This window comes from Pseudomonas sp. P867 (assembly GCF_019891455.1).
Taxonomy (GTDB): domain Bacteria; phylum Pseudomonadota; class Gammaproteobacteria; order Pseudomonadales; family Pseudomonadaceae; genus Aquipseudomonas; species Aquipseudomonas synxantha_A.
Window position 1 is genome coordinate 169493 of the sequence record NZ_JAFLXB010000007.1, and the last position, 12622, is coordinate 182114.

Sequence of the window (12622 nt, forward strand, 5' to 3'; positions counted from 1 at the left end):
TCGAACGAGCCATCATCCTTGCACCCCTGGGGCGAGACAGCTCACTCGCGCTGATGATGCTCAATGAAGCCGGTTACCAAGGTGTGGTTGCCGGCAGTCTTGAGGATTTGTGCGCAGCGCTGAACGAGGGTGCCGGCCTGCTCATCATTGCGGCTGAAGCCTTGCGTGGCGTGAACCTGGAACCTTTGCTGGAGTTCCTGCACCGACAGCCGGCCTGGTCGGACCTGCCCATTGTGTTGATGACCCATCACGGCGGCAGTGAACAAAATGGCTCTTCACACTTGAGCGGGCTACTGGGCAACGTCACGTTCCTTGAGCGCCCATTCCATCCTGTGACGCTTATCAGTCTGGTCAGTACTGCACTGCGCGGTCGTCGACGCCAATACGAAGCGCGCGACCGGCTGATCGACTTGAGCCAGAGCGAACTGCGTTTGCAGCGCACCCTGGAAACCCTCGAACAGCAAGTGGAAGAACGCACTGCGCAACTGCGCAACAACGAAGAAGCGTTGCGCCAATCGCAGAAAATGGAAGCCGTCGGCCAGTTGACCGGCGGTATCGCCCATGACTTCAACAATATGCTCACCGGAATTATCGGCAGCCTGGAATTGCTGCGCAGGCGCGTGTCCCGCGGCAAGCTGGATGACCTGGACAGCCTGATCGACCTGGGCGTGACCTCCGCCAACCGTGCGGCCAGCCTTACCCACCGACTGTTGGCGTTCTCCCGTCGACAATCGCTGGATTCCAAACCCGTGCAGATCAATCAGTTGGTCATTTCCATGGGCGAGTTGCTGCAACGCAGCATCAACGAAAGTATCAGCTTGGACATGCGCTTGAGCGAGGTGTTGTGGACAGCCGAAGCCGACCCGAACCAACTCGAAAGCGCCCTGCTCAACCTGGTAATCAATGCACGCGACGCGATGCCCACGGGGGGCACGCTCAGGGTGGAAACCACGAATCGCCACCTCGACAGTGTCTTCACCGCCGCCTACGGCTCCCTGACACCGGGCGATTACGTAGAGCTGAGTGTCAGCGACAACGGTTGCGGCATACCGCAACACTTGATGGGCCGTGTGTTCGATCCGTTTTTCACCACCAAACCCATCGGCCAGGGCACCGGGCTGGGGCTGTCAATGATCTATGGCTTCGCTCGCCAGTCTCGTGGGCATGTGACCATCCACAGCGAAGTCAACAAAGGCACCACGGTCAGCTTGTTCCTACCGCGTTTTATCGGCGAGCCCCAAGCCCAGGAACCGCTCAATCCGACTTTGCTACCGTTTGCCAATGCAGGGGAAACGGTGTTGATCGTCGAGGATGACCCCGCAGTACGGGTGCTGGTCAGCGCCGTGCTCAAGGAACTGGGTTATGGGTTTATCGAGGCTGAGGACGCGAATACGGCGGTGCCAATCATTGAGTCCGAACAACGCATTGACCTGATGATCAGCGATGTCGGGTTACCCGGTATGAATGGTCGGCAATTGGCGGAAATCGGCCGGCAAATTCGACCTGAACTCAAGGTGTTGTTCATTACAGGCTATGCCGAACACGCAGCGGTGCGCGGTGGTTTCCTGGACCCAGGGATGCAGTTGATCACCAAGCCGTTTACGTTTGATTTATTAACGGCCACAGTACGGGAGATGATTCGGGAGTAAGGGCCTTTATCAGAACTGACAGCCCTTTCGCTGTGACGAAGGGGCTGATCATGTTTTAGCTTGCCTTAAACTTTACTGGGCGATAATAAAAGGGTATTTCCTTTCCAGACCGAGAGCCGCTAATTCCTTTAGAGCTGGTTTTACTTGTGCCAAGAGATAAATTCAGCTGAAGCTGATTGTAGATCCTCTGGTTAATATCAGCGGCTGAAGCTCCGGGACTTGTCAGGTTTATATCTGCCTTTAAAGCATCAACATGTTCAGGCACGACATACGCACGAACAGGCCCTTGAAACGCCTTGACATCACGCTTTATTAATTTCCCAAACTGACTCCCAAAAGAATTGGCAGAACCATTGGCTGAGTGACACATCAACAAGCGTACATTGTTGAACTTTTCAGGGCTAATACCCGAAGCGCGAAGATGCTCCAGCAGATCAGCGGGCGTGTTCTTCTTACCATTAAAAAACATACTCATTGGCTCATCAGTGAGAAGTTGTTTAAAGTTCGGATTGACGCCATGGGCACAGATATTAAGCCTCTCCACGCCTTTATATTTATCCACATAGCAAAAAATACCATCGCCGAGCACCTTGAAGTCCTTGATTTCGCGCCCTAAATGTATTGCGCGATCATTGGCCAGGCTTTTTTCCAGGTGATTGGTTTTTTTTCTGCGGCGTACCACTTCACCGACGCCATCTGCAACATCATCTGCAACGCCCAAGCTGTCCTCAAAATACCTGGCGGTTTCAGGGGTGAAGTTTTCCAGGGGTTTGCCATAGACTTTGTTTTTGGTTACATCATAAGGTGACCATCTGCCAGTCGCCTCATCGAACTTCGCAGCGACGTTCGATATTGGCTCGCCGTTGAGCGGTTTATAAGTACCTATTGCAATATCGTGTCTATTGGAGAGCTTAAGTAAGTCGACACTGTCGGAGGCTCCTGTCAACCTGCCGAACCACTGACGGCCTGTGGATACCAGTTTCCCCCCATCGTTTGTTGTCGACCTAAGCAAGTTACCCACGCCAGCTGTCGATTTGCCAGCGGTCAGGAACTTTCCGAAGTGGCTTGACCCCGCACGAGATGCTCCACTAACCGGCTTTCCTAGCCCTGCGGTGGCGGCGTATAACACGATATCAAAAATGATATCCGCAGCTGCATCTTTGTAATTGCCGTGTGCCAAATTCCACACGGCAGACCCTCCGGGGATTAAACCCAGGATCAGGTTACGAAAAAACGTCTGTTTTTCTTTTTCTTGATCAAACGTTGTTACTTCGCGAGTGGAGGCCTTCACCTCCTCCATGCCGTAGGATCCTATAATGTTTTTAGAGAGCAGCATGCCCAAAAAATTACTTCGGTCACTGGAAAATGAATCAGGTAGGAAATCTTCATTCTCTGGGGCTCCCCGCCTAGTGGCGGCGTCATCAGAGGCCGGATGTTTTTGAATGGTATCAACGGTGAATTGTTTGCCAAGACCGCCGTACTGGATTTCAGTCTCTGGACCTTGAGGCCCCTCATGGAAGGTGTCCTTCCAATCGTCTCGTTTTCGTATCGCCTTGCGTTGAGGATCAAACTCATAGTAAGTCTCGACACCGTTACGAACGGTTTTAATAATCAGTGACCTGTCTTCTTTAGGCCGTGAAAAACCGTTGGAATAGTGTAGAGCTCCCGCACGGCCTGCGATTGTTTCCGTACGCGTTGTCTGACCTTTTTCATAAAACTCCAAATCGCCCCATTCGATGTTTTTGCGGTCTTCCAGAGGTAAGTTGGAAATAAGCTTTTTGGTCACTGTACTCCAGGCCTGCGACAAATCCTCCGCGTACTGATCGAACACCTCGCTGTGTTTTGTTATCGGATCCGGCAACGTTAAAAGTTTGTTGATGACTGTTTCAGTAATCTTGGGGTTGGTGGAGTACCAACCCACCGTCAACCCTGCCTTCTTCGCCAGAAAAAGGTCCAGCAATGAATAACTGCCTTCAGGATCTAATGTAAGCGATGGAGTTAACCTGTAGCCATCCGTCCGAGTGACGTGGCTACGGATACTCTTTTCTTCAAACGGCATGTCCTCACCGAAGTGCGCCTTGAGCTCGGCCAGTGCTATAGAACGCTGCGTCGGGGGTGAGGACGTCAATACGTCAGCGGCGCTCAATATCTGCTGTTGCTCCTGACTGAATGCCTTCTGGGTTTCTTCCAGCTGTTGAGCTGTATGCTCCTTTGTTAGCGAGAGCTTGCCATGAGCTTTGCCCCATTCGCGGAGCCCAGGCAAGGCCGTCAGCGTTTGAATCTCTTGCTCATGGTCTGTAATAGGCTCAATAGCGTCGAAATTAACAATTTCGCTAAAGCTCATGCGTGTCGCGGCACCCGGGCTGGTTGCTTCGAGCCGGCCTACCGCTGCCTTGAGCTTGAGCCAGTTAGCTGAGAGATAGGTCACGTCTTCGGGAATGTCTTTGACACATAGCTCTGGTGCGGCACGACTCAGTAGAAGCATTGCTGCAACTGGCGCGGCCTCTGGTGTGGTTTTGTTGGTCTGCACCAGATGATCGATCAGCCCTTGTTTGATGACGGACAAGGGCTGGTGATTGAACTCGGGCGCGGTGAGATTAAACCCGGCAATGTGATCGGGTTTTGCCTCAACCAGACTTTGTGAGTCCAGTGTCACAGCCAATACCGTCAACAATACTTCCCGTGGTGTGGAGTGTTGCGCCACCGCCCCCATTCGCTTTTTCAGCTCCGTGCCTAATTTTTGGCCCACACCGCTGTTGAGGATCCACTCTACGGTGGCGACTGGATCCCCTTGATCGAGTACGGCACGGGGGACCTGCTTTACCAATGCCCCCAACACATCAGCGCTGCCAAGCCGAGCGTCACTGCTCAAGCCAGGCAATGGCGGCTGGTTGTCAATGACTATGCGCACCAGTTCAGACTGGTCCTCGGCGGACATTGGCGTGGGCCATGCCAATGCGCCGGCAAAGTTTCCGTCGGTTGTTTGAGGCAATGCAGGGGAGCCCAGAACATGGATCAGATTTTTCAGTTCGTCCACATTATTTGGCACGTACCAGCCGTTTGCATGAAGCAGGTCTTGCAGACTGGCGTCGGGCTGTTGAGTGTCTTGTCGGTAGGATGAGTCTGGGTGGGCCGAGACCCGTGTATCGGCCAGATACCCGGCAAGGAACTGAGGATGGACGTGGTTGAATTTCTTCAGTTTTTCAAGCAACGCGAATTTGTTGGCGCTATCGCCTAGCTCGCGCTTTTGCTGTTCCAGTATCTCGGGCGATTGAGCGCCAAGATCGACATAAGTCTCAGCTCCCAACACATCGAATTCCTGATTATGTTCAAGCTGCGTGGCTCGGGCGAGCACTTCTTCTTTTCTGTAAGGCAGCAGTACCTCACCATAAAATCGAGCAACCAGAATCAACGGCGCCAGTTCTGGGCGGGTTGGCGCGTCGACGGTGGAAGACCCCAACGCTTTCGCGGCCACCATGATCGGGCCCGTAGCCTCCCGCCAGCCGGGGCCTTGTTCCGAACCGCGCAATTCAGTACGTTCGCCATTGATCGTAACGGTCAGCACGTCACTGTGAGGGTTGATGGTGATGGCTTGTGAGGTATCGATATTCTTCGATTTCGCCCATTCCAGGAAAACCGGGCTATGGGTAGCGTTGTACAGTTGCTGCCACCATGCGCCAAACCGCGAGTCATTAGGAATATTGTCAATTGTTTCATCGCCCGTGTTTGTCTGCGTTGCTTGGCGTATGGCACTCGCATAAAGCTCCAACAGCCGCCTATCGTCAGTTGCCCCGGTGGCTTGGGCTTGTTGTATGGGCGCCTCGATAGAAAGCGGGTGCGAGTTCATTACCGGATCAGACAGGCGGTTGCTTGAGGAAATATTGGATAGGGTCATGGGTCAACCTTCTGAAAGACAAATTAATAAAGTCAGTGATGAATGTGGCTCATCACCGACGAGATTAATGGGCTGAATCTGTCAGAAGGTTCCGATCAGGATATATAAAGCAACGATATTTCGACGCCGCCTTGGCAAAAGGCCGTCATGACAGGCTGAAATATACTTTCGTTATGTCATCCGACATTGTTACCACTTTCCTCGCTTAAAAAACCAAGATCGATATGAATGTTGCCACTACCTTTTTGCTTGAGTCAGCCTTTCACCGGGTGAGCAGAGTTGCCCAACCTGAAGTTATTACTCCATCGGCTGATGTTGGACTCATCCGCGAGGATTTTCCCTCGCGGTGGAGGACGTGTACTTATGCAAGCAAACGCTGGATATGCTCTTGCAACGTATCCAAATCAAACGGCTTGGCGAGGATAGGTGCATTGCGCGTGATCGGGCTGTTGCAGTCGAGGATTTCCTGCGGGTAGCCGCTGATAAAAATCACTTTCAATTCCGGTCGCAGCTTGAGCGCCGGCTCGGCAATCTGCACCCCGGAAATCCCGCCAGGCAGGCGATAATCGGTGACCATCAGGTCCAGGTGCGGCTTGGTCGCTAGGATTTCAAAGGCCTGCTCCCCATCGATTGCCTTCAAGACCCGGTAGCCCAAACCTGCCAGGTATTCACCCAGCACAAACATAATGGATTCGTCATCCTCGACGATCAGTACGACATCTTGCGCATCTTCACTCATGGGAAGCCTTTGTCCGGTCAATTGCTGCAGTTACGACCATGGGGTCACGCAGAGGTTGCGTTGAGCTGACGATTGATTTCACGCAGCCGCCTCAAGGGGCAGGCACACCCGAAACAGGGCGCCCTCGCCTATCTGGCTCTCGACCTCAATGGTGCCGCCATGGGCGGCAACAATCTGCTCGGAAATAAACAACCCCAGGCCCAGGCCAGCGGCGGCATGGTTGGCAGAAACCCGTTCGAACTGCTGAAAAATGCGCTTCTGGTTGGCTTCACTGATACCAATGCCACGGTCCCGTACTTCCACGCGCGCCTCGCCATGCTCGGTATACACCCGCACATCCACCGGGCTTTTGGCCCCGTAGCGCAGGGCATTGGTCAGCAGGTTGGTAATCACCTGCTCGATACGAAACTCATCCCAGTTGCCTTCCACAGCCTCGTCGGCCACCAACTGCATCGACGACTCGGCAGCGGCGACCTGTGGTTCGAAGTTATGTACGAGGTTGCGCACCAGTTGCGCCAGATCAAAACGCGCCGGGCGTATGGACAGCTTGCCGGTGCGGATGCGCGACACATCGAGCATGTCTTCGATCAGGCGGATCAGGCTTTTGATCTGCCGCTCATCGCGGTCGACCATCGCATGCATCTTGTCCAGGGTAAACGCGGCGGCGTTGTCACGGGCCAGGTGCATCTTGCGCAGCTGGGTCTCCAGAATCAGCCCGTTCAGAGGCGTACGCACTTCGTGGGCGACAATCGACATGAAGTCGTCTCGCATACGCACCGCCTGCTCCAGCTCGGCCTGTGTAGCTTGCAGGCGCGTAAGCAACAGCTCCTGCTCGCGGCGGCTGCGCTCTAGTTCCTCGACTTGCAGCTTCATCGCCTTGCTCTGGCGATACAGGTCGACGAACACATTGACCTTGCTCTTGACCGCGTGGATGTCCAGCGGCTTGTGCAGGAAATCTACCGCCCCGCTTTCATAGCCCTTGAAGGCATAGTTGAGTTCGCGGCCGGCGGCGCTGACGAACACAATGGGAATGTTCTTGGTCTTTTCGGTGCCGCGCATCAGTTCGGCCAGTTCGAAACCGTTCATCCCGGGCATCTGCACGTCGAGAATCGCCATGGCGAATTCGTGTTCCAGCAACAAGGACAACGCCTCGTCGGCACTCAATGCCTTGAAGACCTGGCGATCCTCGCGCTTGATCAGCGCTTCAAGGGCCAGCAGGTTTTCCGGCAGATCGTCGACGATCAGCAGTTTGGCCTGGACAGTACTTAACATGGGAAGGGTTCCAGGGAAGCCAGCAATGAGCCGATCTGGCTCAAGGAAAGAATATGGTCAGGTGTATGCAAGGCCAGGGCCGCCAGGGGCATCACGGCGATCCGTGCCTGTTTGGGGTCCTGCACGATGGTGGTGCCGCCAGATTGCTTGACGTGGGCCAGCCCCTGCGCACCGTCCTGGTTGGCGCCGGTCAACAGGATCGCCAGCAGGCGCGGCCCATACACATCGGCAGCCGAGGCAAACAGGTAGTCGATGGCCGGCCGTGAGTGGTGCACACGGTCTTCCTGGCTCAGGGACAGGCTGCGGTCATGTTCCACCGACAAGTGATAACCAGGCCCGGCAAAGTACAAGGTGCCCGCCTCGACCGCCTCTTTGTCCCGGGCTTCCTTGACCGGAATGCTCAGGCGCCGCGCAAAGACTTCTGCCAACTGGCTGCGACGCTCATCCGGCAGGTGCAGCACGGCGATGATCGGCAGGCTGAAGGTCACAGGCAGTTCACCAAAAATGCTCAGCAAGGCCTCAACGCCGCCGGCGGAAGCGCCGACAACGATAGCTTCAATCCCACGCATCGGGGGGTCATGCGCCTCGCTCATGATTTTCGGTAGATCCGTTCCTGTTTGACCAAGGGTTCGAATTGCTTGCTGTAGGCAGAAAAATCCAGGGTTTCCTTGCTGCCCAAGACGAGAAAGCCACGATGACACAGCGACTCATGAAACAATCCGAATGCGCGATCCTGCAACTTTTTATTGAAGTAAATCAATACGTTACGACATGAAATTAATTGTGTTTCTGAGAATACGCTGTCGGTCGCCAAGCTGTGGTCGGCGAAGGTCACGTTCTCGCGCAGCGTCTTGTCGAAGATCGCATAATCGTAGGCTGCGGTGTAATAGTCGGCAAATGAACGCTGCCCACCTGCCTGCTGATAATTGGCTGTGTAGGCGCGAACGTTCTCAAGGGAGAAGATGCCCTGCTTGGCTTTCTCCAGCGATGCCGGATTGATGTCCGTGGCGTAGATGATCGTGCGCTCCAGCAACCCCTCTTCGCGCAACAGGATGGCCATGGAGTATACCTCCTCGCCCGTGCTGCAGCCGGCGATCCAGATCTTGATCGACGGGTAGGTCTTGAGCAGCGGTACCACTTCCTGGCGGATGGCGAGGAAGTGCGACGGGTCGCGAAACATTTCGCTCACCGGGATCGTCAAGAATTGCAGCAACTGCATGAACGCTGCCGGGTCGTGCAGCACTCGCTCCTGCAGCGCCGAAATAGTCGCGCAGTCGAACTGGCGCAAGGCGTGGGCCACGCGCCGTTTGACCGACGCACCGGAGTAGTCACGAAAGTCGTAGCTGTACTTGAGGTAAATCGCCTCAATCAACAGGCGCAGCTCAATGTCGCTGCTTTTGTCCAAAAAACACTGCTCCACTTAAATACGTTCCATCTTCGGTAGCCATACGCGAATCAGCGAAAACAGACGGTCCAGGTCAATCGGCTTGGCCAGATAGTCGTTGGACCCGGCCGCCAGGCAGCGTTCCTGATCGTCTTTCATGGCCTTGGCCGTCACCGCAATGATCGGCAGTTTTTTCCAGCGCGGGTCCTGGCGGATCAAGGCCGTGGCCTCGTAACCGTCCATCTCGGGCATCATGACGTCCATCAATACCAGGTCGACATCCTCGACTTCGTTGAGCTTGTCGATAGCTTCGCGTCCGTTACGTCCGATAACCACTACGGCGCCCTTGTGCTCCAGGGCGCTGGTCAGGGCGAAGATATTGCGTACATCGTCGTCCACCAGCAGGATCTTGCGCCCCTCGAAGACCTTGTCGCGGCTGCGGGCAGTCTTGAGCATCTTCTGGCGGTCATGGGACAGCTGGGATTCGACTTTGTGCAGAAAGAGTGTGACTTCATCCAGCAGGCGTTCAGGTGAGCGTGCACCCTTGATAATGATCGAGCGGGAATACTTGCGCAGCTCAGCTTCTTCATCGCGGGTCAGGTTGCGCCCGGTATAGACGATTACCGGCGGGAACGAGCAGATGTCTTCGGTGGCCATGCGTTTGAGCAGCTCATTGCCGAGCATATCCGGCAACTTGAGGTCGATGATCATGCAGTCGTAGATGTTGTTGCGCAGCAGGTCGAGGGCTTCCTGGGCAAAGCCTACGGCGGTGATCTCGATGTCATCGTCGCCGATCAGGCGGGCAATGCTGTCACGTTGCAGATCATCGTCCTCTACTAGGAGCACGCGCTTGACCTTCTGGGTCAGCTTGGCTTCCAGGCGGGCGAACACGTCCTTGAGCTCTTCACGAGTGGTGGGTTTGACCGCATAGCCGATGGCGCCCATGTGCATGGCAGCTTCGACGCGGTCTTCCACGGAAATCACGTGCACGGGGATGTGGCGGGTGTTGGCGTGCTCTTTGAGACGCTGCAGCACGGTCAGCCCGGAATGGTCTGGCAGGCGCATGTCCAGCAGGATCGCGTCCGGGATGTATTCCTCGGCAAGGCTGTAGCCTTCGTCGGCGCCGTGGGCGACCAGGCAGTGGTAGCCCAGCTCATGGGCCAGGTCGAACAGGATGCGCGCGAAGTTGGGTTCGTCTTCCACCACCAGGATGCAGCGGGTGCTGAAAGGGGCCTTTTCACGGTCATCGGCAAAACGTGGGATCTGCTGGGTATCAGTGACTGGCAGCGCAGAAATCTTCACCGGTGCAGGGTTTGGCGCGACCACGGCTTGGCGCGGTTGCTCGATAGGTGCTGCGTCTTCCTCACGCTCCACGTACTGCTCCGGCAATACCAGCGTGAAAATGCTGCCTTTGCCTGTTTCGCTGGTCACGCTGATGTAGCCGCCGAGCAACGCCGCCAGGTCGCGGGAAATGGACAGGCCCAGGCCGGTGCCGCCATAACGGCGATTAGTGGTGCCATCAGCCTGGCGGAAGGCTTCGAAGATGCTTTCCTGCTGGTCCAGGGCGATACCGATGCCAGAGTCGCGCACGGTAAAGGCAATGCCCTCCCCTGGCGCCCTGGAGACCGTCAGGCTGACCTCACCCTGTTCGGTGAACTTGATGGCGTTGGACAACAAGTTCTTGAGGATCTGCTCCAGACGCTGCCGGTCGGTAAACAGCAAAGTCGGTGCACCCTCCTGCACGTCCACCTCAAAGCCCAGCTTGCGATCTGCCGCCAGCGGCTCGAACATGCCCCGCAAGCCGTCGACAAGGCGTACCACACTGGAGTTCTCCGGGCGCACTTCCAGCTTGCCGGCTTCAACCTTGGAAATATCCAGAATGTCGTTGATCAGGTTGAGCAAGTCATTGCCGGCCGAATAGATCGACTCGGCAAACTTGACCTGCTCGGCGCTGAGGTTTTCCTGGGGGTTTTCTGCCAACAACTTGGCCAGGATCAACGAGCTGTTCAGTGGGGTGCGCAGCTCGTGGGACATGTTGGCGAGGAACTCGGACTTGTATTTGCTGGAGCGTTGCAACTCATCGGCGCGGTCTTCGAGCTCCAGTTGGGCCTGGTTGAGCTGGATATTCTTGCGATCCATGGCGTCGCGCTGCTCGGCCAGGGTCTGGGTCTGCGCGGCCAGTTGCTCGTTGGTCTGCTCAAGCTCGGCCTGCTGGGTTTCCAGGTGGGCCTGGGATTCCTTGAGGATACGCGACTGTTCTTCCAGCTCTTCGTTGGCGGTCTTGAGTTCTTCCTGCTGCACTTGCAGCTCTTCGTTGAGCTGTTGGGTTTCGGCCAGTACTTCCTGCAAGCGCTGGCGATAGCGGGCGGCTTCGATAGAGGTGCCGATATTGCCGGCGATCAGTTCCAGCAGTTCGACATCGCGCTCATCCAGCGCACGCAGGAAGCCCAGTTCAACCACACCGTTGACGCGGTCTTCATCGCTGGTCGGCATCACCAGCACGCTGCGGGTAGCGCCTTCGCCCAGGCCGGAGCTGACCTTGAAGTAATCCACCGGCACATCGTCCAGGCGAATCAGGCGATCCAGCTGGGCGGCCTGCCCGACGATGCCTTCGTCGCTATAGATCGACTGCTCCTGCTGCTCTTGCTCGCGGGAGAACCCATAAGTGGCCACGCGCTTGAGGCCGCCGTGCTCATCGCGCACATACAAAGCGGCAACGGCCGAGCCCATGTACTGAGCGAAGAACTGCAGGATGTTGCGCCCGAGCATGTTCAGGGTCAGCTGGCCAAGCACCTGTTCAGCCAGTTCGGTCTGGCCATTGCGTAGCCAGGCTTGCTGTTCGAGGCGTCGCGCAATCTTCTGTTGTGACGCGAGGTTCTTACTGTAACTGTCTGAAAGTGAAACTAAATTCTTTCTACCGATATAAGCAAGAAACCCACTCAGTCCCAGTACGAACACCAGGTACAGGGTGACGCTGAGCACCGTCGTGCGGGTGACCTCTTGGTTCCGGGTGATGCGGAACTGCTGCTCCATCGCCACCGCGTCTTCGTACTCCCGGCGAATCTCGTCCGTCAGGCGTTTGCCACGGCCAGCCTTGACGGCGCCACGGTAGTCACCGTTCTGGCGCTGCATATCAATCATCGACTGGGCGTAGGTGTTCCACTCGTTCTGCAAGGCTTCCAGGCGTTTGAGGCGGTCGACCTGCTGGGGGTTGTCTGCCACCAGGTCTTGCAAATTACGCAGGTCGGCAATGATTCGTGGCTTGGCCACTTCATAAGGGTCGAGAAAATGCTCGTCACCGGAGATCAGAAAACCGCGCATGCCGGTCTCCAGGTCAACTGTCAGCTTGGACGTCTCATTGAGGTTATTGATGACCCGATCGGTGTGCTCCACCCACTGGATCACCGAAAGCAGATAGGTAATCAGGCAGACGAAAAATACCGCACTGAGCACCCCCACGCCCAAGGGTAGGGCCACGTTACGGCTCAACAGAGTACGAAAGCTCTTTTCATCGACGGACGACGTGGGAGTCATGGGCATGCCTTGGCCAAGTGCGGAAAAACCGGGAGTTTGCCCCAAAGTTGCGCTTGAACGCTATTTTTCTAAGGCCGAAATACACAAGAAGCATCACCCGCGAGCAAAAAATACGCCATGGCTTTGCCTGTTTTACATTCGGTTATTGA

General features: G+C 55.8%; 7 protein-coding genes. 1 reads left to right on the forward strand and 6 read right to left on the reverse strand.

All coding sequences use genetic code 11. The features are described from left to right. The first annotated feature begins 53 nt into the window (after positions 1-53). The gene (locus J1G33_RS14970) at positions 54-1649 is read left to right on the forward strand and encodes an ATP-binding protein (RefSeq protein ID WP_228309906.1); all 1596 of its coding nucleotides are present in this window, start codon (positions 54-56) and stop codon (positions 1647-1649) included. Positions 1650-1704: 55 nt separating this feature from the next. On the opposite strand, the gene J1G33_RS14975 is transcribed toward J1G33_RS14970, so the two are convergent. The 6 genes from J1G33_RS14975 to J1G33_RS15000 all read right to left on the reverse strand — a co-directional run bounded on the left by J1G33_RS14975 (position 1705) and on the right by J1G33_RS15000 (position 12473). After that, complete coding sequence (locus J1G33_RS14975; RefSeq protein WP_223018323.1) at positions 1705-5544, reverse strand: hypothetical protein; 3840 nt, start codon at positions 5542-5544, stop codon at positions 1705-1707. A gap of 361 nt (positions 5545-5905) precedes the next feature. Then, positions 5906-6283, reverse strand: a complete 378-nt coding sequence (locus J1G33_RS14980; RefSeq protein ID WP_005788286.1) for a response regulator — start codon at positions 6281-6283, stop codon at positions 5906-5908. A gap of 78 nt (positions 6284-6361) precedes the next feature. Next, positions 6362-7555 carry a hybrid sensor histidine kinase/response regulator gene (locus J1G33_RS14985; RefSeq protein WP_078821356.1) on the reverse strand — a complete coding sequence of 398 codons (1194 nt, stop codon included), beginning with the start codon at positions 7553-7555 and terminating at the stop codon, positions 6362-6364. Continuing rightward, a complete protein-coding gene (locus tag J1G33_RS14990) occupies positions 7549-8148 on the reverse strand; it encodes a chemotaxis protein CheB (protein ID WP_005788283.1) in 600 nt (199 codons plus the stop codon). Before J1G33_RS14990 ends, J1G33_RS14985 begins: the two co-directional genes overlap by 7 nt. Beyond that, positions 8145-8960 (reverse strand): protein-glutamate O-methyltransferase CheR, encoded by an 816-nt coding sequence (locus tag J1G33_RS14995; RefSeq protein WP_005788281.1) that lies wholly within the window; start codon positions 8958-8960, stop codon positions 8145-8147. The genes J1G33_RS14990 and J1G33_RS14995 overlap by 4 nt, the downstream gene beginning before the upstream one ends. A gap of 15 nt (positions 8961-8975) precedes the next feature. Next, positions 8976-12473: a response regulator gene (locus tag J1G33_RS15000; RefSeq protein ID WP_223018324.1), complete on the reverse strand. Its 3498-nt coding sequence runs from the start codon at positions 12471-12473 to the stop codon at positions 8976-8978. Positions 12474-12622: the final 149 nt, after the last annotated feature.

What these genes read in the sequence shown, in the direction of transcription:
- J1G33_RS14985 (WP_078821356.1), bottom strand. Translation starts at nt 7,555, where the DNA reads ATGTTAAGTACTGTCCAGGCCAAACTGCTGATCGTCGACGATCTGCCG.
- J1G33_RS14975 (WP_223018323.1), bottom strand. Translation starts at nt 5,544, where the DNA reads ATGACCCTATCCAATATTTCCTCAAGCAACCGCCTGTCTGATCCGGTA.
- J1G33_RS14970 (WP_228309906.1), top strand. Translation starts at nt 54, where the DNA reads ATGATGCTCAATGAAGCCGGTTACCAAGGTGTGGTTGCCGGCAGTCTT.
- J1G33_RS14990 (WP_005788283.1), bottom strand. Translation starts at nt 8,148, where the DNA reads ATGAGCGAGGCGCATGACCCCCCGATGCGTGGGATTGAAGCTATCGTT.
- J1G33_RS14980 (WP_005788286.1), bottom strand. Translation starts at nt 6,283, where the DNA reads ATGAGTGAAGATGCGCAAGATGTCGTACTGATCGTCGAGGATGACGAA.
- J1G33_RS15000 (WP_223018324.1), bottom strand. Translation starts at nt 12,473, where the DNA reads ATGACTCCCACGTCGTCCGTCGATGAAAAGAGCTTTCGTACTCTGTTG.